The organism is Rhodococcus jostii RHA1 (assembly GCF_000014565.1).
Classification (GTDB): domain Bacteria; phylum Actinomycetota; class Actinomycetes; order Mycobacteriales; family Mycobacteriaceae; genus Rhodococcus_F; species Rhodococcus_F jostii_A.
The window spans coordinates 2,388,939-2,414,224 of the sequence record NC_008268.1; the positions used below are offsets into that span (position 1 = coordinate 2,388,939).

At 67.9% G+C, this 25,286-nt stretch carries 27 protein-coding genes and 1 tRNA gene; 17 read left to right on the top strand and 11 right to left on the bottom strand.

What is annotated here, in order from left to right; genetic code table 11:
• Positions 1-188: 188 nt before the first annotated feature.
• The 3 genes from RHA1_RS11030 to RHA1_RS11040 all read right to left on the bottom strand — a co-directional run bounded on the left by RHA1_RS11030 (position 189) and on the right by RHA1_RS11040 (position 3,125).
• Positions 189-1,079, bottom strand: a complete 891-nt coding sequence (locus RHA1_RS11030; RefSeq protein WP_009474929.1) for a universal stress protein — start codon at positions 1,077-1,079, stop codon at positions 189-191.
• Positions 1,080-1,127: 48 nt separating this feature from the next.
• Positions 1,128-2,168: an LLM class F420-dependent oxidoreductase gene (locus tag RHA1_RS11035; RefSeq protein WP_011595049.1), complete on the bottom strand. Its 1,041-nt coding sequence runs from the start codon at positions 2,166-2,168 to the stop codon at positions 1,128-1,130.
• A 72-nt stretch (positions 2,169-2,240) separates the two neighbouring features.
• Positions 2,241-3,125 carry a universal stress protein gene (locus RHA1_RS11040; protein WP_011595050.1) on the bottom strand — a complete coding sequence of 295 codons (885 nt, stop codon included), beginning with the start codon at positions 3,123-3,125 and terminating at the stop codon, positions 2,241-2,243.
• 249 nt (positions 3,126-3,374) lie between these two features.
• On the opposite strand from RHA1_RS11040, the gene RHA1_RS11045 reads away from it, so the two are divergent.
• Positions 3,375-3,851: an RrF2 family transcriptional regulator gene (locus RHA1_RS11045; protein WP_011595051.1), complete on the top strand. Its 477-nt coding sequence runs from the start codon at positions 3,375-3,377 to the stop codon at positions 3,849-3,851.
• A gap of 1 nt (position 3,852) precedes the next feature.
• Entirely contained in the window at positions 3,853-5,034 is a 1,182-nt protein-coding gene (locus RHA1_RS11050; RefSeq protein ID WP_011595052.1) for a globin domain-containing protein, read from the top strand.
• A gap of 18 nt (positions 5,035-5,052) precedes the next feature.
• Here RHA1_RS11050 and RHA1_RS11055 read toward each other — a convergent pair whose 3' ends face one another.
• Positions 5,053-6,561, bottom strand: a complete 1,509-nt coding sequence (locus tag RHA1_RS11055) for a glutamate-cysteine ligase family protein (protein ID WP_011595053.1) — start codon at positions 6,559-6,561, stop codon at positions 5,053-5,055.
• A gap of 118 nt (positions 6,562-6,679) precedes the next feature.
• Between RHA1_RS11055 and RHA1_RS11060 the strand changes: the two genes are divergently transcribed.
• Positions 6,680-6,940 (top strand): hypothetical protein, encoded by a 261-nt coding sequence (locus RHA1_RS11060; RefSeq protein ID WP_005251602.1) that lies wholly within the window; start codon positions 6,680-6,682, stop codon positions 6,938-6,940.
• A 4-nt stretch (positions 6,941-6,944) separates the two neighbouring features.
• Here the strand turns inward: RHA1_RS11060 and RHA1_RS11065 are convergent, their stop codons facing one another.
• On the bottom strand, positions 6,945-7,733 hold the full coding sequence (locus tag RHA1_RS11065) for a M23 family metallopeptidase (RefSeq protein WP_011595054.1): 789 nt from the start codon (positions 7,731-7,733) through the stop codon (positions 6,945-6,947).
• A 119-nt stretch (positions 7,734-7,852) separates the two neighbouring features.
• The gene (cycA, locus tag RHA1_RS11070) at positions 7,853-9,325 is read right to left on the bottom strand and encodes a D-serine/D-alanine/glycine transporter (protein WP_011595055.1); all 1,473 of its coding nucleotides are present in this window, start codon (positions 9,323-9,325) and stop codon (positions 7,853-7,855) included.
• Between the two features lie 176 nt (positions 9,326-9,501).
• Here cycA and RHA1_RS11075 point away from each other — a divergent pair, with 176 nt between their 5' ends.
• Positions 9,502-9,759, top strand: a complete 258-nt coding sequence (locus RHA1_RS11075; protein ID WP_011595056.1) for a hypothetical protein — start codon at positions 9,502-9,504, stop codon at positions 9,757-9,759.
• Here RHA1_RS11075 and RHA1_RS11080 read toward each other — a convergent pair whose 3' ends face one another.
• Entirely contained in the window at positions 9,760-10,530 is a 771-nt protein-coding gene (locus tag RHA1_RS11080) for a dienelactone hydrolase family protein (RefSeq protein ID WP_011595057.1), read from the bottom strand.
• Between the two features lie 71 nt (positions 10,531-10,601).
• Between RHA1_RS11080 and RHA1_RS11085 the strand changes: the two genes are divergently transcribed.
• Positions 10,602-10,674 (top strand) — tRNA-Arg (locus tag RHA1_RS11085).
• Positions 10,675-11,440: 766 nt separating this feature from the next.
• Here RHA1_RS11085 and RHA1_RS11090 read toward each other — a convergent pair.
• Together RHA1_RS11090 and RHA1_RS11095 are read right to left on the bottom strand one after the other, a co-directional pair.
• Positions 11,441-12,316, bottom strand: coding sequence for an amidohydrolase family protein (locus tag RHA1_RS11090; protein ID WP_009474941.1), 876 nt, complete (start codon positions 12,314-12,316; stop codon positions 11,441-11,443).
• A 61-nt stretch (positions 12,317-12,377) separates the two neighbouring features.
• A complete protein-coding gene (locus tag RHA1_RS11095) occupies positions 12,378-12,911 on the bottom strand; it encodes a ribonuclease H family protein (protein ID WP_011595059.1) in 534 nt (177 codons plus the stop codon).
• A 72-nt stretch (positions 12,912-12,983) separates the two neighbouring features.
• Here RHA1_RS11095 and RHA1_RS11100 point away from each other — a divergent pair, with 72 nt between their 5' ends.
• From RHA1_RS11100 to RHA1_RS11135, 8 genes are all read left to right on the top strand, one after another.
• Positions 12,984-13,910 (top strand): DNA-3-methyladenine glycosylase family protein, encoded by a 927-nt coding sequence (locus tag RHA1_RS11100; protein WP_011595060.1) that lies wholly within the window; start codon positions 12,984-12,986, stop codon positions 13,908-13,910.
• Positions 13,911-14,039: 129 nt separating this feature from the next.
• A complete protein-coding gene (locus RHA1_RS11105; RefSeq protein ID WP_037197029.1) occupies positions 14,040-14,735 on the top strand; it encodes an energy-coupling factor ABC transporter permease in 696 nt (231 codons plus the stop codon).
• Entirely contained in the window at positions 14,732-15,094 is a 363-nt protein-coding gene (locus RHA1_RS11110; RefSeq protein ID WP_009474945.1) for a PDGLE domain-containing protein, read from the top strand. Before RHA1_RS11105 ends, RHA1_RS11110 begins: the two co-directional genes overlap by 4 nt.
• A gap of 2 nt (positions 15,095-15,096) precedes the next feature.
• Entirely contained in the window at positions 15,097-15,861 is a 765-nt protein-coding gene (gene cbiQ / locus RHA1_RS11115; RefSeq protein ID WP_011595061.1) for a cobalt ECF transporter T component CbiQ, read from the top strand.
• Positions 15,858-16,652, top strand: coding sequence for an energy-coupling factor ABC transporter ATP-binding protein (locus tag RHA1_RS11120; RefSeq protein WP_011595062.1), 795 nt, complete (start codon positions 15,858-15,860; stop codon positions 16,650-16,652). The genes cbiQ and RHA1_RS11120 overlap by 4 nt, the downstream gene beginning before the upstream one ends.
• 50 nt (positions 16,653-16,702) lie before the next feature.
• The gene (locus tag RHA1_RS11125) at positions 16,703-17,773 is read left to right on the top strand and encodes a methyltransferase domain-containing protein (protein WP_011595063.1); all 1,071 of its coding nucleotides are present in this window, start codon (positions 16,703-16,705) and stop codon (positions 17,771-17,773) included.
• A 182-nt stretch (positions 17,774-17,955) separates the two neighbouring features.
• A complete protein-coding gene (locus tag RHA1_RS11130) occupies positions 17,956-18,558 on the top strand; it encodes a DUF8020 domain-containing protein (RefSeq protein WP_009474949.1) in 603 nt (200 codons plus the stop codon).
• A gap of 191 nt (positions 18,559-18,749) precedes the next feature.
• Complete coding sequence (locus RHA1_RS11135; RefSeq protein WP_011595064.1) at positions 18,750-19,178, top strand: hypothetical protein; 429 nt, start codon at positions 18,750-18,752, stop codon at positions 19,176-19,178.
• 54 nt (positions 19,179-19,232) lie between these two features.
• On the opposite strand, the gene RHA1_RS11140 is transcribed toward RHA1_RS11135, so the two are convergent.
• Positions 19,233-20,429 (bottom strand): CaiB/BaiF CoA transferase family protein, encoded by a 1,197-nt coding sequence (locus RHA1_RS11140; RefSeq protein ID WP_041812372.1) that lies wholly within the window; start codon positions 20,427-20,429, stop codon positions 19,233-19,235.
• An 8-nt stretch (positions 20,430-20,437) separates the two neighbouring features.
• Positions 20,438-20,803, bottom strand: a complete 366-nt coding sequence (locus tag RHA1_RS11145; RefSeq protein ID WP_005251569.1) for an ArsR/SmtB family transcription factor — start codon at positions 20,801-20,803, stop codon at positions 20,438-20,440.
• A 168-nt stretch (positions 20,804-20,971) separates the two neighbouring features.
• Between RHA1_RS11145 and RHA1_RS11150 the strand changes: the two genes are divergently transcribed.
• Genes RHA1_RS11150 through RHA1_RS11165 form a run of 4 tightly spaced genes read left to right on the top strand, consistent with a single transcriptional unit; the run spans position 20,972 to position 25,280 of the window.
• The gene (locus RHA1_RS11150; RefSeq protein ID WP_011595066.1) at positions 20,972-22,540 is read left to right on the top strand and encodes a long-chain-fatty-acid--CoA ligase; all 1,569 of its coding nucleotides are present in this window, start codon (positions 20,972-20,974) and stop codon (positions 22,538-22,540) included.
• The gene (locus tag RHA1_RS11155) at positions 22,537-23,580 is read left to right on the top strand and encodes an MBL fold metallo-hydrolase (RefSeq protein ID WP_011595067.1); all 1,044 of its coding nucleotides are present in this window, start codon (positions 22,537-22,539) and stop codon (positions 23,578-23,580) included. The genes RHA1_RS11150 and RHA1_RS11155 overlap by 4 nt, the downstream gene beginning before the upstream one ends.
• 12 nt (positions 23,581-23,592) lie before the next feature.
• Positions 23,593-24,354 (top strand): crotonase/enoyl-CoA hydratase family protein, encoded by a 762-nt coding sequence (locus tag RHA1_RS11160; protein WP_011595068.1) that lies wholly within the window; start codon positions 23,593-23,595, stop codon positions 24,352-24,354.
• Positions 24,355-24,401: 47 nt separating this feature from the next.
• Positions 24,402-25,280: a LysR family transcriptional regulator gene (locus tag RHA1_RS11165; RefSeq protein ID WP_009474955.1), complete on the top strand. Its 879-nt coding sequence runs from the start codon at positions 24,402-24,404 to the stop codon at positions 25,278-25,280.
• Positions 25,281-25,286: the final 6 nt, after the last annotated feature.

Sequence of the window (25,286 nt, forward strand, 5' to 3'; positions counted from 1 at the left end):
GTCACCCGGATGGATCGCGCACGGCCGGGCGTTCATGGATGGTCGCGATCGCGATCCACCAGTTCGAGTGTGCTGACACCGACGTTCGAATCGCGCGCAGGCAGGCGCAGAAAGTTCCCGTGTCGGCACTCGAACCTCCTCTGCGAAGTCGAGCGAAGGCTACCGCACAGTCGTCGTGATCGGGGGCGCTAGCTTTCCGGCCGGACGATCATCACCGGGCAATCCGCGGTGTGGAGCAACGCATTGCTGGTGGAGCCCAGCAGCATTCCCTTGAATCCACCCCGGCCGCGGCTGCCCACGACGATCAGCTGCGCCTTCTCGGCGAACTCGCTGAGCACCCGCACCGGACGATCCCGCGCCACGACGCGTTCGACCGTCACGTCGGGATACCGCTCCTGGTATCCGGCGAGACGCTCCGACAGCACCACCTCTTCACCCGTCTGGATGCTGCTCCACAGCGGGTCCTCCGGGCTGGCGCCGAGCGACGGCTGCACACTCACATCGCTCCACACATTGACCGCGACCAGGCTCGCACCGCGGGCGGCGGCCTGCTCGAACGCCACTTCCACCGCCGCCTTGCTGCTTTCCGAGCCGTCGACGCCGACCACGATCGGCCCCTCCGTGGGCGGCTGCCCGTCCATGGTCCGCCCTCGCACGACCACCAGCGGGCAATGGCCGTGCGCGGCGACCGCGGAGGTGGTGGATCCGACCAGCAGACCGGTGAACTCACCGTGCCCGCGCGAGCCGAGCACCACCATGTGCGCGTGCGCGGAGAGCTCGATGAGTGTCTGACTCACCTTGCCCTCGTGCTGTTCGGTGGTGATGTCGAGCGGCTCGTCCACCGTCTGCTTGGCATGCACCCGCGCACTGCCCAACCGGGCCTTCGCCGTGTCCTCGAGTTCTTCCTTGAAACTCTCGGCCAGGTACGGCTCGGTGTAATAGAAGGCAGGAATGTGCACCACTGTCACGATGTGCAGCGGGAGCGACAGAGCGGCGGCGGCGCGCGCGGCCCACGCCACTGCGGCCGAGGCCGCCTCGGATCCGTCCACACCCACGACGATCGGCTTGATTCCGGTCATGGTCACCTTTCCTGATTCTTCCGGCTGGGCACTGCTGGGTTTACGGGGCTACCCGCAGATCTTGCGGAGCTTCTCGACCAACGCGACGCGTCCCGCACGATCCGCGGCGAGCGGGGTGACGGTGAGCGTGGTGACCCCGGACTCGGCGAAGGCGGCCACCCGCTCCGCGACGTAGCTCTCCGGACCGATCAGCGACACGGCCCGCACCAGATCGTCCGGCACCGCGGCGGCGGCCTCGTCCTTCTTGCCCGACAGGTAGAGGTCCTGGATGGTCTCGGCTTCCTTCTCGTAGCCGTACCGGACCGCGAGGTCGTTGTAGAAATTCTTGCCCTTCGCGCCCATGCCGCCGATGTACAGCGCCAGGCCCGGGCGGACCCAGTCGAGCATGTGCTCGACGTCGTCGCCGATGGCGAGGGCGGGCGACGCGAAGACCTGCAGCTCACCGAGGCTCGGGTCGCGCTTCGCCTTGCCCTTGGCCAGGGGCTCGCCCCACACGCTCGCCGCCTTCTCCGGGTGGTAGAAGATGGGTTCCCAGCCTTCGGCGATCTCGGCGGTGAGCTCCACGTTCTTCGGTCCGAGCGAGGCGATGACGATCGGGATGCGATCACGCACAGGGTGGTTGATGATCTTCAGCGGCTTGCCCAGCCCGGTGCCCTTCTCCGCGGGCAGCGGAATCTGGTAGTACTTGCCCTGGAACTCGACCTTCTCGCGGCGCCACACCTTGCGGCAGATCTCGACGACCTCGCGGGTGCGCCCGAGCGGGGCGTCGTACTTGACCCCGTGAAAGCCCTCGATCACCTGCGGGCCGGAAGCGCCGAGGCCCATCACGAAGCGTCCGTCCGACACGAAGTCGAGGCCGGCGGCCGTCATGGCGGTCAGGCTGGGCGTGCGGGTGTAGATCTGGAAGATGCCCGACGCGAGTTCGAGTGTCGTGGTCTTGGCGGCGAGGTAGCCGATCTGGCTCACCGCGTCGAACGAGTAGGCCTCGGGCACGAACGCGATGTCGAGCCCGGCTTTCTCCAGGTCGGCGACCTCGTCGACCGTCTCGGCGAAACCGCCGCTGTAATTCAAGCCCATACCAATGCGCACGTCGTTCCCCAATCCTGGCGTTATCTGCAACCTGTTCCTGCTTCAACCCAGACACTACTGCGAACAACCGCATCAGGGACGTGCAGGCCTCACGACGACTACCGGGCAATGCGCACCACCGACCAGGCTGTTACTGGTCGATCCGAGCAGCATCCCCTTGAATCCTCCGCGCCCCCGGCTGCCGACCACCAGCAGTTGCGCCTTCTTCGACCACTCGAGCAATCGTGCCCGCGGATTGTCGATGTACACCTCCCGGGTGACCTGCACGTCGGGGTACTTCTCCTGCCAGCCGGCGAGGCTCTCGGCGAGAACGGCATGTTCGTCCTCCTCGAGTCCCTGCGGCACCAGAGCCGCGGCCCGCGGGTCCTCGAACGCTTTCGGTCCGAGATCGCTCCAGACGTGGACCGCCACCAACGGCGCATTCCGCAGCGACGCCTCCTGGAAGGCCACGGAGATCGCCCGCTCACTGGTGGGGCTGCCGTCGACGCCGACCACGACGGGCCCGCCGGCGTGGGCGTCGCCGCGGACCACGACGACCGGGCAGTGCGCGTGGCTGGTGACGTTGATCGCCGTGTTCCCGAGCAGTGCGGTGGCGGCCGCTCCGGACCCGGACGCGCCGACGACCACGATCCGGGCGTTCTCGGACAGGTCGACGAGCCACTGGGCGCTGCTGCCGATCGACAGTTCGGTGTGGACGTCGATGATGGGATTGACCGCGAACGCCTGCTCCTGCGCTTCGGCGAGAATCGCCTTGCCGCTCGCTTCCACCCACTCGTACACGCCGCCCGAATCCATGTAGGGACCGCCGAACCCGTACGGAGCGAAATCGAGTGCGTGGATGATCTTCAGGTTCAGTCCACGTTCGGTGGCCAGTTCGGCGGCCACCCGAACAGCGGACTTCGAGGTGTCCGATCCGTCGACACCGACGACGACGCTGTTGCGGTCCCGTGTGCTCATGACTTCACACTATCCCCGGCTTCCGCTTCGCGTCTGCCGCCCTTCGCCTTTCGACGAGGGACTTAAGTCCCCACCATCTCGGGCTCTCCGCCCGTAGCCGCGGCGCCCGACTTCGGCGATGATGAGAAGGTGGGGTCGTATGCCCAACACGAATAATACTGGGCCACTGCATTTTTCGATCAAGTTCCATCGGAGCGACGTCGGTCACAAATGTGGTATCCAGGATGAGAATTAAACTACGTTCGGGTCATGCAACTCACACAGTTCACCGACCTCGGACTGCGGGTCGTCATGCGACTGGCCGTCGCCGGGGACGGCGAACGACCGGGGAGCCGGGCGATCGCCGAGGAACTGTCGGTGTCGTACGCCCACGCCGCCAAGGTCATTACCCGGCTGAGTGAGCTCGGCATCGTCGACGCACGCCGGGGACGCGCGGGCGGCCTGGCCATCACCGAACTCGGGCGCACCGCGTCCGTCGGCTGGCTCGCCCGCCGACTCGAAGGCGATGCGGAGGTCGTCGACTGCGACGGCGCCCAACCGTGCCCGCTGCGATCGGGGTGTCTGCTGCGGTCGGCGCTGCGACGCGCGCAGAACGCGTTCTTCGAGTCGCTGGACGCGCTCACCATCGAAGACCTCACCCGGTCCCCCACCGGAACCGTGCTGCTCGCCCTCCCGCGCGTAACCGCCGCCACAACTTCCCAGATTTCCCGAACGATCGGAGAATGACATGCTCTCGCCCACCTCGACGGACGTCATCCGCGCCACCCTGCCCGTGGTCGGCGCCGCGATCTCGGACATCACGACGCTGTTCTACCGCAAGATGTTCGACGCGCACCCCGAACTCGAACGTGACCTGTTCAACCGCGGAAATCAGAAACAGGGCGAGCAGCAGAAAGCGCTGGCCGGAGCGATCGCCGCGTTCGCGGCACTCCAACTCGAGCCCGATCAGGCGCGAGTCGACCTCATCCTGTCGAGAATCGCGAACAAGCACGCCTCACTGGGGATCGAGCCCACGCAGTACGCGATCGTACACACGCACCTGTTCGCGGCCATCGTCGAGGTCCTCGGGGACGCCGTCACTCCCGAGGTCGCTGCGGCCTGGGACGAGGTGTACTGGCTGATGGCGGAGACCCTGATCGCGATGGAGGCCGGCCTCTACGCCTCGGCGGGAGTGGCGGTCGGTGACGTGTGGCGGGACGTGCGGGTCCGCGAGCGCCGCCACGAGTCCGCCGACACGGTGTCGTTCGTGCTCACGTCCCTCGACGGCTCGCCGCTTCCGTCGTTCGCTCCGGGGCAGTACCTGTCCGTGGCGGTGCACCTGCCGGACGGCGCGCGTCAAATCCGCCAGTACAGCCTGTCGTCGGCCCCGTCACGCGGCGACTGGAGGATCTCGGTGAAACGAGCGGGCGAAGTGTCGAACTTCTTGTACCAGAACGTCTTCGAAGACGACATCGTGACGGTGTCGACGCCGTTCGGCGATCTCGTCCTGCAGGACGACGACGCGCCGCTGCTGCTCGTGTCCGCGGGAATCGGGTGCACGCCGATGATCGGGATGCTCAGCCACCTCGCCGACACCGAGGACAGCCGACCGATCTCGGTGCTCCACGCCGACCGGTCCGCGAGCAGTCACGCGCACCGCGCGGAGCTGACCGAACTGGTGGAACGTCTGCCGTTCGCGGTGATGCACCGCTGGTACGAAGACCTGGGCGCCCGGCGTCCCGAGGGCAGCCTGCGGGAGGGACGCGCGGACCTCGGCGAGGTCGCGATCGCGCCCGGCACGCGTGCCTACCTGTGCGGTCCGTTGCCGTTCATGCTCGGAATGCGGGAGGAGCTCCTCGCGAAGGACGTGCCCGCCGAGAACATCCACTACGAGGTGTTCGGCCCCGACAGCTGGTCGGCCACCGTGTGAGAGCCACGGCGGCGCCGTTCACACCGGCCAGGTGTGGACGGGGCTGCCCTCACGCATGTTCTCCACGTACTGACGCAACATGGCGGCCAGGGCTTCCGGGCGGCTCAGACCGGCGTTCTCGTGCCGGACCACCTGCGCACGCTGCCACGACGCCCCCGTCTGCCGAGTGACGCACCGGCCCTCGATGACGCTGAGGTAGCGGTCGCGGGCCTTCGCGGACAGCCCGAACGCGGCGAGCCCCTCGTCGGCGATCGGCAGCAGCCGCCGCAGGACGAGCTCGTCGGCGCCCGCGAACCCGACGCCGGGCCAGTACAACTCGGCGTCCATGCCGTACTTCGCGCCCGCGTGCAGGTTCTCCTCGGCCGCATTGAACGACATCTGCGACCAGACGGGCCGATCCGATTCGACGAGTCCGCGCAGCGCGCCGTAGTAGAACGCGGCGTTCGCCATCGTGTCGAGCACGGTCGGGCCCGCGGGCAGCACCCGGTTCTCGATCCGCAGGTGCGGCTTGCCGTCGTCGCTGTCGTACACCGGGCGGTTCCACCGGTAGATGGTGCCGTTGTGCATCTGCAGTTCGCTGAGGTCCGGCACCCGGCCCGCGTCGAGCTCGGCCGCCGGGTCGACGTCGGAGACCTCCGGCAACAGCGCCGGGAAGTATCGGGAGTTCTCCTCGAACAGGTCGAAGACCGACGTGATCCATCGCTCCCCGAACCACACGCGGGGCCGCACACCCTGGTTCTTCAGCTCCAGCGGACGGGTGTCGGTGGCCTGCTCGAAGATCGGGATTCGGGATTCGTGCCACAACGCCTTGCCGGCCATGAACGGCGCATTCGCGGCGAGGGCCACCTGGGCACCGGCCAGGCACTGCGCGGCGTTCCAGTGTGCGGCGAATTCGTCGGGCGCGACGCGCAGGTGCAGCTGCAGCGACGTGCACGCGGCTTCCGGGAGCACCGAATTGGCGTCCACCCTCAGCTGTTCGGCGAGCCGGCCCTCGAGCGGCACACCCTCGAGGTCGAGTTCGATGTCCTCCCCGCGCGCGGCGAAGATCTGATCGTTGAGCTGCTCGTAGCGGGGATTCGCGGTGATCCACTCTCGGCCGAGGTGCTCGAGTTGCAGCGTCGGCAGCATGCCCACCATCACCAGCTGGGCGTCGTGCCCGTGGATCCGCGCGTCGGCGACGTGCAGCGACGCCCGCAGGGTGCGTTCGAGTTCGAACGTCCCCTCACCGATCAGAGGACCCGGCCGAACGTTCATCTCGACGTTGAACTGACCGAGTTCGGTCTGGAACACGGCGTCGTCGTCGATCGACTCGAGGACCGCGAGATTGGACATCGCGGGTGTCATGTCGGCGTGAACGAGATTGAACTCGATCTCCATGCCCAGCATGGGCCTCGGCGGGTCGACGTCGTCGGCGAAAGCTCCCTCCCGCAGCATCCTCTCGAGCGCGTCGACGCACATGAGCACCTTCTGCCGGAACAGGCGCCGGTCTGCTCGGGTGAATGTCCGAGACGTCACTTCGCGACCCATACCACTCCCCAACTGCGCGTCGAACTGCGCTCACGGGGGAGCATATCCGTTCATCCCGCGCGAATGCGGGATGGCGGGCTAACCTCGAACCAGACGCTGGTGAGCGGAAGGACTTGAGATGACGCCTGACACCGACTCCAAGAAGAAGCCGGAGTTCTCCGTGGGCACCCGCGTGAAAACGCGGCATTCGGCCGATCACGAACTGGCCGAGAAGAAGTGGCCCCTGGAGGCCGGCGTCATCGTCGACGACTTCGCCGGCGTCCAGGACATCAGCAACGATTCGTACGGCCGGGACTGGGCCGTCTCACGACGCTGGGCGATCGCCCTCGACAGCGGACCACTCGTGTTCCGCAACGACGACGACCTCGAGCCGGAATAGGCCCTTACGCGTTGGCGCCTGCGTCGCCCCAGGTGACGGCCACGCCGCGGTCCTGCAGCCAGCGCCCCGGATCGACCTTGTTTCCGTTCGCGTCGTGTACCTCGAAGTGCAGGTGCGGTCCGGTGGACTGGCCGCGGTTGCCGACGTGGGCGATTTCCTGCCCGGCGGTGACGCGCTGCCCCACACTCACGGTGTAGTCGTTGACGTGTCCGTAGACGGTGACGGTGCCGTCGTCGTGCAGCAGACGCACCCACAGTCCGAAACCGGATGCCGCGCCGGCGTCGATGACCTGACCGTCGGCCGCCGCGAGCACCGAGGTGCCGATGGGCGCCGCGATGTCGATGCCGCCGTGGTGCGCTCCCCAGCGGGAACCGAAGTTGGAGGTCAGCTTGCCCGACACCGGCTGAACCGCGTGCGGCTTGACCGGGTTGACGTTGGACAGCCACTGTTGCGCCTGAGCGCCGAGGTCCGGGCCGCCGAGGTTCTGGGCGGCAGCACCGAGGTCTGCGGGCAGTTCGAAGCCGGCGGGAAGGACACCGGCCGGGATCTCGAACGGCAGACCCGGCAGGGTCTGCGCGCCGCTCGTCTCGTGGGAGTCGACGGGGGCGGCAGCAGCGTTTCCGGCGCCCAGCTGGGCTGCGCCGACCACGATGGCTCCGGTGGCGGCCGCAACAGTCGCGGCCTTGATGCCCACACCCGCTCCGGTCTGCTGGTTGCGATGGCGTCCGCGCGCCGAGTCCGGATCGATCTCGAAGCGAATGGAAGACCCGTTCGCCCGGTGGTGGGAACCCACAGTAAATACCTCGTCAGTCGTCGGATTGCAGCTCTCCCCGTCCGGGGTGGGCTCCTCTGTCTGGCGACGAATGTAACAAAACGATATAGGTCCGCGCCACCGTTACCGAACGTTTATGTTCAGCGGTCCTCGAGTTCGGCCTTGAATGCGGCGTAGCGGGCGCGGTGCGGGGCGCGCCTGCGGATCACCGCCCACGCGATCCCGAGCACGACGAACCATACCGGGGTGACGAGGAGAGCCTCGAGAGTGTCGGCCTCCTGGGTCAACGCCCAGATGAGGAACACGAAGAACGCCAGGACAACCCAGCACATCACCACACCGCCGGGCATCTTGAACTTCGACGCCTCGTGCAGTTCGGGCCGCCGCTTCCGGTACACGATGTAGCTGGCCAGGATCATCGTCCACACGAACATGAACAGCACCGATGAGATCGTCGTCACAGTTGTGAACGCCTCGATGACCGAGTCGCCGGAGAACAGTAGCGCGATCGCCGACAGCAGGAAGGCGCACGAAAACATCAGCGCATTGGCCGGGACCTTGCGGGAGGAGAGCCTGCCGAGCCGACCCGGCGCGTCACCCTCCTGTGCGAGGCCGTAGACCATCCGGGACGTCGAATAGATTCCCGAGTTCGCCGAGGACGCCGCGGACGTCAGCACCACGAACTGGATGACTCCGGCCGCGATCCCCAGACCGGCGAGAGTGAACATCGCGGTGAACGGGCTCTCGCCGGGCACGACCTCACGCCACGGCGTGACCGAGATGATCACGATCAGCGAGACCACATAGAACAGCAGGATGCGGATCGGGATGGAGTTGATGGCCTTCGGCAGGTTCTTCTCCGGGTCCTTCGCCTCGGCCGCGGTGGTGCCGACGAGCTCGATACCGACGAACGCGAAGACCGCAATCTGGAATCCAGCCACGAAGCCCATCGCCCCGGTCGGGAACATGCCGCCGTCGTTCCACAGGTTGTCGAAGCCGGCCTCGGACCCGTTGGGCGACGTGAAGTGCGTGAACACCATCACGAGTCCGACGACGATGAGGCTGACGATGGCGATGATCTTGATCAGCGCGAACCAGAACTCGGTCTCACCGAACGCCCGCACGGTCGGCAGGTTCAGCAGCAGCAGCGCCGCGATGGCGACCAGCGCCGGGATCCACAGCTGGAGGTCGGGCCACCAGTACTGCACGTAACCGGAGATCGCGATGATGTCGGCGATGCCGGTGACGATCCAGCAGAACCAGTACGTCCACCCGGTGAAGAACCCGGCCCAGGGGCCGAGCAGGTCGGCGGTGAAGTCGGAGAACGACTTGTAATGCAGGTTGGAGAGCAGGAGCTCACCCATCGCCCGCATCACGAAGAACAGCATGAAGCCGATGATCATGTAGACGAAGATCACCGACGGTCCGGCCAGCGAGATCGTCTTCCCGGATCCCATGAAGAGACCCGTGCCGATTGCTCCGCCGATCGCGATCAGCTGGATGTGCCGGTTGGCGAGCTGCCTGGAGAGATGCGGCTCACCGGCCGGTCCCGTCCCTGAGCCATCACCCGGTTCCGATCCGATCGAGCCCGTCGAGGAAGTGCGGTCAGCCATGGAACACCTGCAACCCTTCTCAGTCCTTGCTGTCACCGTCCGAAAGCGTGGGTCACGTTACGCCGGGACCGCTCGCGAACCACGATCGAGGACGGCATTCCGCATCGAGGGACTTGACAGAAGTCGAGTAGCCAAGGCTAACCTCAGTTCGTTACTTCGAGGCGAGGAGCCTGCACATGATCGAGGACCTGATCGAGATCGCGTACGCCCAGGGCGCAGTCACCTGCGTGGCTCAGGCCGCCGACGGCGTCGACGAGTACGAACTCGCCCGGGTCGATTCGGTCGCGTCCAGCGTCACGGTCACGGTGCGGGCCGACGGCAAATTCGCGAAGGCCACGAGCGTCGAGGGCTACCTCAGTCTCGGGCAGGTTGTCCGGGCATGCGGACTCGACTACCGGCACGCCTCGTCGAGCGCCCGCCAGTACATCCACTGATCAACCCAGGTGCTCCCCGAAGAAGCCGTCGATCCTCTTCCACGCGTCGGCGGCGGCTTCCGGGTCGGGCACCATCCCCGCGACCTTCACCAGGGGGCGCAGCACCTTCGGTCCGGCCACCTCGTCGTTCAAGAACGCGTGGCCGGCAGTGGGGTACTCCTTCACATCGTGAGCCACGCCAGCCTTCGTCAGCGCCGACTCCAACTTGGCCGCCGCATTCCGCAGAGCGAAGTCCTTGCCGCCGTAACTGGCGACCACCGGGCACGCACCCGCCACGGCCGCGTCGAGGTCGCGCGGCAGGACCCCGTAGTTCGGTGCCGCCGCATCGAACCCCGTGCGCAGGGTCATCAGGGCGAACCCGCCGCCCATGCAGAATCCGATGACACCGATCTTCCCCGTGCAGTCCGACGAGCCGGACAACCACTGACGGGCAGCCTCGATGTCGCCATACGCCCGGCCCTTCCCCGAGAGCATCGCCCGCATCGTCGACACCAGACAGCGTCGCGCACCGCCCGCACTGAACAGATCCGGTGCCAAAGTCAGAAACCCCGCAGCCGCCAGCCTGTCCGCCTGCCGGCGCATCACCTCGTCCAAGCCGAACGCCTCGTGCACCATCACCACCCCCGGCCACGGACCCTCACCGGACGGCCTCGCCAGATAACCGTGCAAGTTCAGCGAACCGTCGTGCCGCGCAGCGAGGTCGGTCAAGTCGATCTCGGACATGTGCGTCTCCCGTTCCGTCGTCACTTCCAGAACATCTGCGACAACCATGCCCTCCCCATCGCGAGCGCACCACCATTCCCGCTACACTCACCTCGGTGTGCGCCCCGCGCGTGCACCGCGCCTTCGTAGCTCAGGGGATAGAGCAACCCTCTCCTAAAGGGTAGGTCGCAGGTTCGAATCCTGCCGAGGGCACTCTCCTGCCTGCGGCAGTCCGCACTGCACACTGTTGTCGCGCCGCCGCTGCGGTAACGCAGATCACGCCGCGGCCGATACGCCGGGTAGGTCGGGACGACCCGAGGAGAGTCTCATGAACTGGGTGGACATCGACATTTTCCCACCGCCGATCGCCAACCTGCTGCACCCGTTGGCCGCGCTGACGAACAACGGGACGGGATCATGATCGGCATGCTGCCTGACCTGCCGTACATGGGATTGGATTGGGAGTTCTTCTTCCCGACCAATCTGTACATCGCCTTCATCAATTGGTGGAATCCTTTCTAGCGCACGGTAGCTCGGTCAGCGGGATCCGCGCCGACCGACATTCCGGGAAGCCGGTTATTGCGGACCGTGGCTGACCGCGATAGTTCGTATCGTCGCCGCATGACCACGACAGAGAACCGCCCGGCCGCCCTGCACTCCTATTTCGCCTACCGTGACGCCCCGGCCGCTCTGCGCTGGCTCGAGCGCGCGTTCGGTTTCGAGACCACCCTCGAATTCCCGGACGACAACGGCTGGATCTGCATTCCGAATTGCGACGAGGCGACGCGGCCATCATGGTCTTCAGCGACGACGGCGATTACGACCGGCCGGCGCTCCCGGCGAGACCGTCGGGCACGGTACGTATCTCAGCGTCGGCAGCGACAGCGAAGTCGACGAGGTCTATGCCACTGCGATCGAGGCCGCGCCACCTCGGTAATGACGGTGACACGGAAACGGATCGACGCGGCACTCCCGGTCGTCAGTCGATCGCGAAGAGCCGCGCCGCGTTGTCGTGGCACACCGCTCGCAGCCACGGCTCGCCGAGGTCGAATCGGGTGAGCCCCTCGAGTGCGTCGAGGTAGGGATACGGGATGTTGGGGAAGTCGCTGCCGAACACGATGCGTTCCTGCAGATCCGCCAACCGGTACACCTGGTCGCGCGGAAACGGTGTGGCCGCTTCGGTGTAGTCCGTGAACGTCATCGTCGTGTCGAGATACACGTTGCCGTACCGGTCGGCCAAGTCCAGGAATTCCCGGTACTCCGGCAGACCCATGTGGGCGATGATCAGGTGCAGCCTCGGGTACCGCGACAGCAACTCGGCGATCGGGCCGGGGCCCGTGTAGGTGCCGGGCGCCGGCCCCGACCCGCAATGAATGACCACCGGGACACCCGACTCCTGCAGTACACCCCACACGGGGTCGAGGAGCGGATCGTTCGGCGAGTAGTCGCCCACCTGGATGTGTGACTTGAAGACGCGCGTCCCCGACTCGACCGCCTCGGCGACATACGTGGCCGCGGACTCCTCCGGGTAGAACGTCGACGTCCGCAGACAGTCGGGGGTCTGTTCGGCGAACTCGACCGACCACTGGTTCAGCCACGCGGCCATCTCCGGCTTGTGCGGGTAGATCATCGACGTGAACCGCCTGACCCCGAACCCACGGAGGTGTTCGACGCGGACATCCTCTTCGTGCCGGTAGTGGATGGGCCACTCACGTCCGGTGAGGGGACCGACTGCGTCGAAGTAGCTCCACACCTTCTCCATCACGTTCGCGGGCATGAAGTGGGTGTGGACGTCGATGATGCCGGGCAGCCCCAGCGCACGCCAGAACTCCTGCACCCGCAGATCCTCGGACAACAGTCTTCTCCTCGACACAGTGCCGGACGCAGAACCCCGGCAGATCAGAACAGGGTCCGCCTCAGAACAGCGTGAACGCGTCCTCGGCTTCGGGGGTGGACGGCGCGACGGCTGCCGGTGCAGGCGCGGGGGCAGGGATAGAGACCGGCGCCGGCGCGAGCGCACCGGACGCGACGGCGCGGGCCGCCTCGCCGGCGAGGACGTCGGCCATCTCGTTGTAGTGGTTGCCGACGTGCCCGCGAACCCAGCGGAAACGCACGGGCCCGGGCCGTTCGCTGATGGCCCGGTCGATGGACTGCACCAGTGTGAGGTTCTTGACGGGAGCACCACCCGCCGTCTTCCAGCCCTTGCGCTTCCAACCGGGCAGCCACTCCGACGCGCACTTGATGGCGTACTGGGAATCGGACTCGATCAGCAACGGATCTTCCCCGGGATGCGCGGTGATCGCTTCGAGCAAGGCCCGCAGCTCGGCGATCTGATTGGTCCCGGAGGGTTCGCCACCCGATTGGCTGGGACCCTCGTGATTGACCCATGCCCAGCCGATCGCCCCACCGGGGTTGCGGAGACAGGATCCGTCGGTACTCACGATGATCATGGCTGGGACTTTACGTGCGCGCTCCGACATCCGCCGGTAGCGGTCGCCTTCGGAGTGGATACGCTGCATTCGATGACGGTTTCGCTGGAGGTGGTCGAGACCACCGTGACCGCGCGACGTCCCCTGGACGTCGCCATGTCGTTGCAGCCACTGCAACGCGGCAAGGGCGACCCCTGCCACCGCCGGACGGCCGACGGCTCGATCTGGCGGACGTCGGTGCAGAAGTCGGGCCCGGTCACGTATCGCCTCACCCAGGTCGACCGCCACTCGGTGCGCTGTCAGGCGTGGGGTGCGGGCGCCCACGAGTTGTCCGCCGGACTGGGCCGCCTCGTCGGCGACCACGACGACTGCGCGGACTTCGCCCCCGACCATCCGATCCTCGTCGAGGCCCACCGCCGATTCCCGCACCTGCGCCTCGGCCGCACCGACCGGGTGATGGAGGCCCTCGTTCCCGCGATCCTCGAGCAGCGTGTGCACGGCCTCGCCGCGTTCGCGTCGTGGCGGCGGCTCGTGTGGAAGTTCGGCGAACCCGCGCCCGGTCCCGCCCCGGACGGGATGCGACTGCCCCCGACCGCGGATGTGTGGCGGCGGGTTCCGTCGTGGGAGTTCCACCGGGCCAACGTCGACCCCAACCGGTCCCGGACGATCGTCCGCTGCGCGCAGGTCGCCGACCGGCTCGAGAAGATCGTCGACCTCCCCCGCGAGGAAGCGAATCGCCGGCTGATGTCCGTCCCCGGCGTCGGGATCTGGACGGCCGCCGAGGTGTCGCAGCGTGCGCTCGGCGACCCCGACGCCCTGTCGGTCGGTGACTATCACCTCGCCGCGATGGTGGGGTGGTCGCTGCTCGGCAAGCCCCTCGACGACGCCGAGATGGTGGAGTACCTGGCTCCGCTGCAGCCGCACCGCCATCGCGCGGTACGCCTGCTGGTGGTGAGCGGACAGGCCGTCAAACCCAAGTTCGGGCCCCGCACGGCACTCGTCGACCACACCTGGCACTGACCCGGGATCCGCGGAGACCCCCGAGCGCGTCTACCGGTACCCATGAACACCTGTTCAAGTGTTCATACGAGAAACTAGACTTCGAAGGATCAGCTGCCGGCCGGAGGAGACGCCGTGGAACCCGTGGCAATGCACATGAGCGACGGCCTGATCAATGCGCCGACCTCCCTGCTGTTCGTCGTGGTGGCGGTGGCGGGACTGTCGATCGCCGCGTGGCGTGCGCGCTCGGAACTCGACGAACGCACCGCCCCGATGGCCGGTCTCGTGGCGGCCTTCATCTTCGCGGTCCAGATGGTCAACTTCCCGATCCTTCCCGGTGTGAGCGGGCACCTCCTCGGCGGCGCGCTCGCCGCCATCCTCGTCGGCCCCTACACCGGCATGCTCTGCGTCTCGATCGTGCTGATCGTGCAGGCCCTGCTGTTCGCCGACGGTGGGCTGACGGCGCTCGGAGCGAACATCACCAACATGGCGATCATCGGGGTGGTCGTCGGCTACGGCGTCGCGGTCGCCCTGCGCCCGCTCGTGATGCGACAGCAGCGACTGCACTTCCGGATCCTCGGTGGGCTCGCGTTCGCCGCGGCACTGTGCGGAACGGTGGCGGCGTCGATGGGCTTCGTCCTCGAATACGCGATCGGCGGTCATGCGACGTCCGGAGATTCGACGTCGCTGGGCGCGGTGGCGGCCTACATCCTCGGGGCGCACGTGCTGATCGGCATCGGCGAAGGCCTCATCACCGCCGTCACGGTGACGGCCGTCGCGAAGGCGCGCCCCGACCTCGTGTACCTGCTGCGGACGGCGCCCCGCCGAGTCGAGGTGCGGGCATGAGCACGTCGTCGCCGGTCTCGCTGCGCCGATTCCTCCTCGGGTTCGCGCTGGTGGCGTTGCTCGTCGCCGGCGCGGTCTCGTACCTCGCCAGCTCGAGTCCGGACGGTCTGGATGCCGCGACCACGCGCGGGTGCGAGACCGTGGAAACCGATACCGGGGAGACGCTCGTGGGTGACTGCATCGCCCAGAACGCATCCGCCCATCCGTTGTCGGACTCGCCGCTCGCCGACTACACGGTGGGCGGCCGGTCGCATCTCACCGGGGTCGCGGGCGTGATCGGCGCGACCGCCACGTTCGTCGTCGCGGGTGGCCTGTTCTGGCTGCTCGCCCGCGTGCGCCGGAACCGAACGAGCCCCTGACCGTGGGAGCCGGCCACGCCCATCCGCTCTACCTCGACGGCACGTCCCCCGTGCACCGGCTGCCGGCCGAGGTCGGGATCGTCTGCGCCGTCGTCTTCGTCTTCGCGGTGGTCGCGACACCCCGCGAGGCGTTCTGGGCGTTCGCCGGGCATCTCGCGGTCCTGATCGTGATCTGGCGGATCGCCGGCATTGCGCTCACGTGGATCGGGCCGCGGATGCTGATCGAGTTGCCGTTCGTGACGCTCGCGCTGCTCCTGCCGTTCGCCGAGGGCGGTGGGCGCGTCACCGTCCTCGGACTGTCGCTGTCGGTCGCGGGCCTCTACGCCGCCTGGGGCATTCTCGCGAAGGGCACGCTCGGCGTCCTGATCTCCCTGACACTCGCCGCGACGACGCCGGCCCGGGACCTGCCGTTGGGTCTGGCGCGGCTGCGCGTGCCCGCGATGCTCACCACGATCCTGGTGCTGATGCTGCGCTACCTCGACCTACTGACCGCCGAGGCCGAGCGGATGCGCACCGCCCGGCTCGCCCGCGGCGACGACCCCCGGACGTTCCGGCAGATCGGTGCCACCGCCCGGGGCGTCGGGGGCTTGTTCGTGCGGTCCTACGAGCGCGGCGAGCGCGTCCACCTGGCCATGCTGTCGCGGGGATTCACGGGTTCCGTTCCCACGATCGGCGCGCCCCCGGCGACCGCTGCGATGTGGCGGGCGGGGCTGGTGCCCGCCGTGTGCGCGGTGGGGATCTGTGTCACGGCGTGGGTGCTCCGATGACCGCGGCCGTGCATCTCGACGGCGTCTCGTTCGCGTACCCGGACGGCAGGGCCGCGCTGCACCGGATCGACCTCACGGTGGAGGCCGGCGAGCGGGTGGCCGTCCTCGGTCCGAACGGGGCGGGGAAGACCACACTGATGTTGCACCTCAACGGCATTCTGACGGCCACCGAGGGCAGTGTCACCGTGGGCGGGCTGGAGCTGTCGCGGGGGGCGTCCCGGAACACGGTGCGGGAGGTCCGGCGCCGCGTCGGCATCGTCTTCCAGGACCCCGACGACCAGTTGTTCATGCCGACCGTCGCGCAGGACGTCGCGTTCGGTCCGGTCAATTTCGGGGTCACCGGGACCGCGCTCGACGAGCGGGTGCACGACGCGCTGGCGGCCGTGGACATGACGGCCCATTCGGATCGCAATCCCGCGCACCTGTCGGTGGGTCAGCGTCGCCGCGTCGCGCTGGCGACGGTCCTCGCGTGCGCCCCGGACGTCCTCGTACTGGACGAGCCGTCGAGCAATCTCGACCCCGTCGCCCGACGCGAACTTGCCGACGTCCTCCTGGGTATCGACACCACGCACCTGCTCGTCACGCACGACCTGCCGTATGCCGCCCAGTTGTGCACGCGCGCGGTGATCCTCGACGAGGGACACCTGGTGGCGGACGGTCCGGTCCTGCAACTGCTGGGCGACCCCGCGCTGCTCGCCGAGCATCGTCTCGAGTTGCCCTGGGGTTTCCGGCTTCCCGCGACCGACCCTCATTCGCCCGGCGAACGATCCGTGACACCGCCGATCGGGTAGCCCACGATGGGGAGACGAAGCTTCGCCCGCACTCCCACCGGAGGTCAGCGATGTCCATACCCGAAGCCGACGCCGGGGCCGTGTCCCAGCGCATTTTCGACGCATCGCTCGGGGCGATCGACCTCCTCGCCGTCCATCTGGGCGACCGTCTCGGCTGGTACCGCAGTCTCGCGTCGGACGGTCCGGCGACCGCGGACCAACTGGCGGAACGCACCTCCACCCATCCGCGGTACGCGCGGGAATGGCTCGAACAGCAGGCCGTGTCGGGACTTCTCACCCTCGACGATTCGGAGCCACCGACGTTCACGCTTCCGGCCGGCGCCGCCGAAGTGCTCACCGACGAGCAGAGTCTCAACTATCTTGCACCGCTGGCGCGGATCTTCGTCGCCGCGACCACGCAGATGCCCGCATTGCTGGAGGCGTACCGCACGGGCGGCGGTGTGGGTTGGGCACAGTACGGCGCGGATGCCCGTGAGTCGCAAGCCGACATGAATCGGCCGTGGTACGAGCAGGTTCTTCCCGGTGCGCTGGCATCGGTTCCCGAGGTGGACGCACTGCTCCGGACGCCCGGTGCCACCATCGCCGACGTCGGATGCGGTGGCGCCTGGTCCACGATCGCACTCGCGCGTGCCTACCCGGACGCCCGGCTCCACGGCTACGACATCGACACCGCGACCGTCGAACTCGCGAGGTCCAATGTGCGCGAGCGGCCGGATGTCGCCGATCGGATCACGATCACCGAATCGGATGCGGCCGGGATCCCCGAGAGCAGCTACACCGCGGCGTTCGCGTTCGAGTGCATCCACGACATGCCCGCGCCCGTCGACGTGCTGTCCGCGGTCCGCATGGCACTGGTTCCCGGAGGCGCGATGATCGTGATGGACGAGGCGGTGGACGACGAGTTCTCCGCGCCGGGCAGCGACGTCGAGCGGCTGATGTACGGATTCAGTCTCACCGTGTGCCTTCCGGACGGCATGAACCACACACCCAGCGCGGGCACCGGAACGGTCATGCGCCCGAGCACATTGCGCGGTTACGCCGAGGCGGCCGGTTTCGGCACCATGGACGTGCTGCCGATCGAGGATTTCGCGTTCTTCCGGTTCTACCGGCTCACGGTGTAATCCCTGCACCGGCACCCCGATACGCACGTATTTTGCGGAAAGGCCGAAAACTGGGGCATCCGAAGGGGGAAGATGTCTGCAGTAGGCAGGTTACGGACGCTTTCGCCGGTCGGGGCAACTGTGAAGCGCCAGGTCGAACCAGATTTGTCGTTTGTCATCCGCTACTACGCATGGGAAACACCATGAAACTGCATAGAGTGACAGCACCGGCAGCGCTGCTGATCGCCACCCTGTGTGTCGGAATGGGTACCGCGTATGCCGCCCCCACTCCCGCCGACCAGGCCGTCATCTCGCACACCAGCCTGAGCGCCGACGGCCGATCGGTCGGCACGGCACTCGACGCCGGGCACTTCACCCTGTCGCGGACGGCCGCCGCCGTCGACATCGTCAACGATTCGGGTACCCCGGTGGGCACGATCCCCCTGCGCTATTCGATCGCCGGTGTGCAGTTCGCGATCGATCCGCTCATCACCGACGCCGGCCGGTTCCTGAACCTGACACCCACGACGACCCCTGTCGCGGGAACACTGGCCCTCACCCCGGTCGACAAGGATTCGGCGTACAACAACATGGTCGAGCAGCTGCAGATCGGCTGGGACAACGGCGGCGGGACCGCGACCGCGATCGGCGCAGGTATCGGATTCGTCGTCGGGTGCATCTTCCTCATCCTCGGCGGGTGCCTCCCCGGTGCCGCGGTGGGCGCAGCGATCGGCGCCGTCACGGGTATCAGCAACGCGAACCCCGCTGCGCCACCAGCGGTTTACGAATTCCTCGGAACCCCGTAGCGGGGCTTTCCGTCCGACTCCGAAGACGATTTCGGGAGGGCTATGGGTTAGTTCGCACACGGGGAGCATCACCGCGCACCCACATATGCATGTAGCCGTTCCGGTTTTCCAGCGAATATGGTCCACGCACAACGATGTTCGGTGCACTCAGGTGGGGGCCGTGTTCGTCCTACGACATGGTGGGAATTTCCATGAAACTCTTGAAAACTCTGGCATTGTCCATATTCGTCGTCTCCGCGATGGCCGTCGGGGCGGGCACTGCGTATGCCGATCCCGCACCTCAGGGAATCGACTGGTCGCAGCCGCTGATGACCCCGGCAGCCGACGGCAGCAGCAGCCAGGTGGCCGAACAGTTCTTCCCGGAGAACGAAGTGAAGCAGGACGCCTTCGACAAGATGACCAACGAGATCAATACCGGCTGGAACAACGCGGGCCTGCAGGGCATGGCGATCGGTTCCAACGTGGGCATGGCCATCGGGTGCGTGTCGATCTTCCCGAACTTCATTGCCGGCTGCATCGTCGGCGCAGTGGTCGGCACCATCGCCGGCGCCGTCATCGGCATCGGTGTGGGTAATCCCAACGCACAGCCGGCCGTAGAGCAGTTCTTCGCCACACCCTGAGCGAAGAGCGAGCTGCAGCCCCGGCCTCACTCGGGCCGGGGCTGCGGCGCGTCGTCAGCCGACGACGCCCTGGTCGCGCATCGTCGCGATATCTTCGGCCGACCAGCCCAGTTCACCGAGGATCCGATCGGTGTGCGCGCCGAGCGCGGGCACGTCGCCCATCCGCATCTCCACGTCGGAGAACGTCATCGGGGGCAGCATCGCCCTGATCGGCCCGCCCTCGGTGCCGATGTCACGCCAGCGGTCGCGCTGATCCAGCTGCGGATGCTCGATCAGCCCGCCCATGTCGTTGAGCTCCGCCGCCGGGATCCCGGAGTCCGCGAGCGCCTGGTCGAGAGCCGCGCTCGTGAAGCGTTGAGTCTCCTCGGCGACGAGGGCGTCCACCTCGGCGCGGTGCTGCACGCGCAGCATGTTGGTCGCGAACCGGGGATGGTCGGCGAGTTCGGGTCGTTTGAACACGTCGGTCACCAGTTGCCGCCACCCGCGGTCGTTCTGGACACCGATGAGGATCTGCCCGTCGAGGGTGGGGTACGAGTCGTACGGGACGATCGCCGCATGACCGAGCCCGACGCGCGGGATCTGCTTGTCGCCGTACATCTTCATGTACATCGGGTGGCCCAGCCACTCGGCGGTCGCGTCGAACATCGACACGTCGATCCGCGCCCCCACCCCGGTTCGTGACCGTCGGAACAGGGCTCCGAGGACTGACGTCATCGCGTACATTCCCGCCGCGATGTCGGAGACCGGAACACCCGTCTTGGTTGCGGTGTCGGGGGTGCCGGTCACCGAGATCATCCCCGTTTCGGCCTGGACCAGCATGTCGTACGCCTTGCGTTCGCGCCGCGGCCCCGCCGATCCGTAGCCCGACATGTTCACGACGATCAGTTCTTCGTGGTCGGCGCGCAACTCGTCGGCGCCGAACCCCAGACGGTCGGCGGCGTCGGGGGCGAGATTCTGGATGAAGACGTCGGCCTTCGCGATCAGCTTCGCGACGGTGTCCCGACCCACCTCGGACTTCAGGTCGACGCCGAGCGACTCCTTCGACCGGTTCAGCCACACGAAATGCGAGGCCTGCCCGAACACCGCGTCGTCGTAGTTGCGGGCGAAGTCTCCCTCTCCGACGCGCTCGATCTTGATGACCCGCGCACCCATGTCCGCGAGATGGCGGGTGGCGAGCGGAGCGGCCACGGCCTGCTCGAGTGCCACGACGGTGATGCCGTCGAGCGGCAGCAGTCCGGGGTCGTTCTCCATGTCGGGATTCACCTTTCCTCTTCGGCACCCGTGTGATTGTGATAGTGCGTGGCCCCGATCGTGTGCAGCAGTTCGTGCACGGTGTCGTCGGTGAGCCGGTACCGCATCGAGCGACCGTCCCGCGTCGCCGACACCCACCCCTGGTTGCGGAGCAGTCGCAGCGCGTGCGAGACGGCGGTGCCGGTCATGTCGAGTGCTGCCGCCAGGTCGCCGACGCAGATGTCGGGGGCGTGGTGCAGGCACAGCAGCAGTCGGAGGCGGTTGCCGTCGGACAGCAGTTCGAACCGATTGGCCCACCCGTCGATGTCGGGAGTGTGCAGTGCCGCCGCAGCACGCTGAACATCCTCGGGGTTCAGGGCGGGGGTGGCGGCCATCACGCCAGTCTACAAACGCCGAGAGGCCGCTCGGCCCGGCATCCATAGGCGATTCCTCACTGTCCGTTCGGCTCTGTGACTTTGTTTCCGGCCTCACACAGGTGGTCGACTGGCAGCACGCGTCACCCGGTTCCCCGGCGGCGTCGACGAGTCATCGAGGAGCGTGATGTGAGCGGTCTGCATCTTCCCCAGCGCGTGCGGCACCATGCCGCAGAACGGCCCGGAGCACCGGCGGTCACGTGTGGTGACACCACGGTGACGTACGCGGAGCTCGACTGGCGGACCAATCGGATCGCAACCGCGCTGGCGGCGTTGACATCCGGCGACGGCCGGGTCGGGGCACTGCTGCGGATGCGCACCGAGGGGGTCGAGACGTTCGTGGCCGCCGCCAAGTCGGGGCTGGTGTTCGTCCCGCTCAACTGGCGACTCCCGGCCACCGAGGCCGCCGCGATCGCGGTCGATGCCCAGCTCCAGGTGCTCATCGTCGAATCCGAATTCGCTGCCGCCGCGGACGCCGTTCGCGACGCGCTCCCGAGTGTGGTCGTGGTGATCGTCGACGCCGCCGACAGCGACGTTCTTCGGCCCGGCACCTGGACGTGGGACCGGCTGGTCATGTCGGGCACCGCCACCGATCCGGGTCTCGGGGACGACCCCGACGCCGAGGTGCTGCAGCTCTACACATCGGGCACGACGGGCTTCCCGAAGGGCGTGGTCGCGACGCATCGCAACCTGCACAACGAGCCGGAGGGCCTGCTGATCTATCGCTGGAAGCCCGGCTCGGTGGCACTCGACGCCATGCCTCTGTTCCACATCGCGGGTGCCGGCTGGTTGAGCACATGTTTGTCGGCCGGCGTCCACGTGGTGCTGCTCGGCGCGTTCGACGCCCGGCAGGTCGCCGCACTCGTCGAACGGCACCGGATCACCCACGCCTTCCTGGTTCCGTCGACCATTCAGATGCTCCTCGACGTGCCCGACCTCGACCGCTACGACGTGTCGAGCCTCGAACTGGTGGCCTACGGGTCGGCGCCGATCACCATCACTCTGCTCCGGCGAGCGATCGATCGCCTCGGCTGTGGATTCGTGCAGCGCTACGGAATGACGGAGACGACGGGCTCGGTCACCGCCCTCGCCGTCGAGGACCACGACCCGTCCGGGCAACGCGCGCACCTGCTGCGCTCCGCCGGCAAACCCATGCCCGGTGTGGAGATCGAGATCCGGGACGTGGTCACCGGCGCCCGGCTCCCGGTGGGCGAATCCGGGGAGATCGTGTGCCGCTCACGCAACAACGTCGCGGGCTACTGGCGGCGGCCCGACGAGACCGCGCAACTGCTCACCCACGACGGTTTCCTGCGCACCGGCGACGCCGGGCACATCGACGAGGAGGGCTACCTGTTCGTCACCGACCGGGTGAAGGACATGATCATCACGGGAGGCGAGAACGTGTACCCCATCGAAGTCGAATCGGTGCTCGCCGAGCATCCGGCGGTCGCCGAGGTGGCAGTGGTCGGCGTGCCGCACCGGACGTGGGGTGAGTCCGTGACGGCGGTCGTCCGGCCCGTCGATCCGGCGGATCCACCGGACGAGCGGGACCTGATCGCGTTCACCGCCGCCCGGCTCGCGTCGTACAAGAAGCCGCGGGAGATCGTCTACGTCGCCGAACTTCCGCGCGGAGCGAGCGGCAAGATCCTCAAACGCACCCTGCGCGAAGGACTCCGCGCCACGGAGCTGCCGTCGTGATCGTCACCGAAGACGTCGGTACCGTCCAGCGCGAGGCCTGGGCCCGCGGCGTCCTGCCACCGGTCGAACAGGTACGACCGGGATTGTGGTCGATCCCGGTTCCGATGCCGCGAAACCCGTTGCGCTACGTCCTGATCTACGCGCTCGCGCTGCCCGACGGTCTCGCCCTGATCGACGTCGGCTGGGATTCCGAGGAATCCTGGCGGGCCCTCGTCGACGGTATCGCCGAGACCGGGCACCACGTGACCGACGTCCGGTACGCCGCCGTCACCCATCTCCATCCCGACCACTTCGGTCTCGCGCCGCGGCTGCGGGAGGTCAGCGGGGCCGCGCTCGCGATGCACGGCGCGGATGCCGCACTGCTCGGCCACCATTCGCCGGAGGACGCCGCCGGCGACGAACAACTGTGGAACACCCAGCTCGCCCAACTCGGGGCCCCCACCGACATCCTCGCGGCCGCCCGCGTCGACCTCGTTCGCCTGGGAGCGGGCGAGTCCATGGACGTCGTGCTCGGTGACGGCACTCCGCTCGACCTGCCGGGCTGGGATCTGCGGGCGGTCTGGACCCCGGGGCACACTCCCGGTCATCTGACCTTCGTCGACGACACCCACGGGCTGATGTTCAGCGGCGACCACATGCTGCCCCGCATCAGTCCCAACATCTCCACGGTCCCCGGCGAACTGGAGAACCCGCTGCACCGCTACCTGCTGTCGCTGCACGCCACCACCGCCATGCCCGACGGCGAGGTGCTGCCGGCCCACGAGTACCGCTTCCGGGGCATCGCCGACCGCGCCCGGCAACTGATGGGTCATCACGAGGAACGCTTCGCCGAAATCGTCGACGCCCTGGGCGTGCACCCCGAATCGACGGCGTGGGAGATCTCGCAACACATCTCGTGGTCGCGGCCGTTCGAATCCATGTCCGACCGCCTGCTCCGCCTCGCGGTCCGCGAAACCCATGCCCACCTGCTCGTTCTGGCCGACCGCGGGAGCATCCGCTCACTCGGCGGGCACCCCGAACGCTGGACCCCGACACCGTAAGGAAGACACCCCATGAGCGTGGTTCTCACCGAGTTCTCCGACGGCGTCGCCGTCATCACCCTGAACCGGCCGGAGGCGAAGAACGCCGTCGACCTCGAGGTCGCCAAGGCACTCGCCGCCGCGATCGACGAGTTCGAGGCGCGGCCCGACCTGACGATCGCGATCCTCACCGGCGCCGGGGGAACGTTCTGTGCGGGGATGGATCTGAAGGCGTTCACCCGCGGGGAGCGGCCGTCGCTGCCCGGCCGCGGCTTCGGCGGGATCACGGAGGCCCCGCCGACGAAGCCGCTGATCGCCGCGGTCGAGGGCTGGGCCCTGGCCGGCGGCTGCGAATTGGCGCTGTCGGCCGATCTGATCGTCGCCGCCCGCGACGCCAAGTTCGGCATCCCCGAGGTCAAGCGGGGGCTCGCCGCCGCCGCAGGTGGCCTGCTGCGACTGCCGAAGGTGCTGCCGTACCCGATCGCGATGGAGATGGCGATCACCGGCGACCCCCTCACCGCCGAGGTGGCGCACGCGCACGGACTCGTCAACCGGCTCACCGAACCCGGGCAGGCCCTCGACACCGCCCGTGAACTGGCGGCACGGGTCGCCGCCAACGGTCCCCTCGCGGTGCGCGCCACCAAGCAGGTCGTCGCGATGTCCGCCAACTACACCGACCCCGACGCGTTCACCGGGCAACGCCGCTTCCTCGATCCGGTGTTCGCTTCGGAGGACGCCCAGGAGGGTGCGCGCGCCTTCGCGGAGAAGCGCCCGCCGGTATGGCGTGGCCGCTAGTCGCATGATCGGCACAGCCCGCATCACGGCTTCCGTACGATGACCGCGTGGACCTGCATCTCGTCACCTACTTCGTCGCGGTAGTCGATCACGGCGGGATCACCAGGGCCGCGCAGTCCCTCTACATCTCGCAACCGTCGCTTTCGCAGGCGATCCGCACACTCGAACGCCGCCTCGGTGTCACCCTGTTCGACCGCACCGGGCGGCGTCTCGAGCTGACCGAGGACGGCCGCACCCTCGACGTCGCCGCCCGCCGAATCCTCGCCGACGTCGAGCGGGCCAAGGCCAAGGTCGCCGCCGTGCGCGAACTCGTGTCCGGCCGTGTCGACGTCGTCACGTACGCGGCGTTCTCGATCGATCCGATCGTCGACCTGGTGCGCCGGTTCCGGGAGCAGTACCCCCGCGTGACGGTCCGCATCATCGACGCCGACGGCCCCACCGGCGTCCTCGGCGCCCTGCGCCGCGGCGAGGCCGAACTCGGGGTGATCGACCTGTCCGTCGACCACAGCGCGCTGCGCTCGGTCCCCATCGGCGACCAGGAGCTGGTACTCGCCCTGCCCGATGCACTCGCCGAGACCCTCCCCGATCCGGTGCCCCGCTCGGCCGTCCGCGACATTCCGCTCGTTCAGGATCTCGGGGACAAGAGCGACGCGGCGCTGATCACCGACCTCGTCGGCGAGCCCGCGAACGTCGTCATCGACTGCACGCACCCGGGCGCCACGTGGGAGCTGGTGATGCGCGGCGCGGGGGCCACCGTCCTCCCCCGCCTCGTCGCCGAGGAACAGTTGCGCGGGGTCTCGATCCGGTCGATGACGCCGAAGCTGACCCGCCCCGTCGGTCTCGTCCAGCGGTCCGGGCCGGGATCACCGGCGGCCTCGGCGTTCGTCGCGATCGCACAGGCCACCCGAACACCGGCACCCGAGTGAGGAACT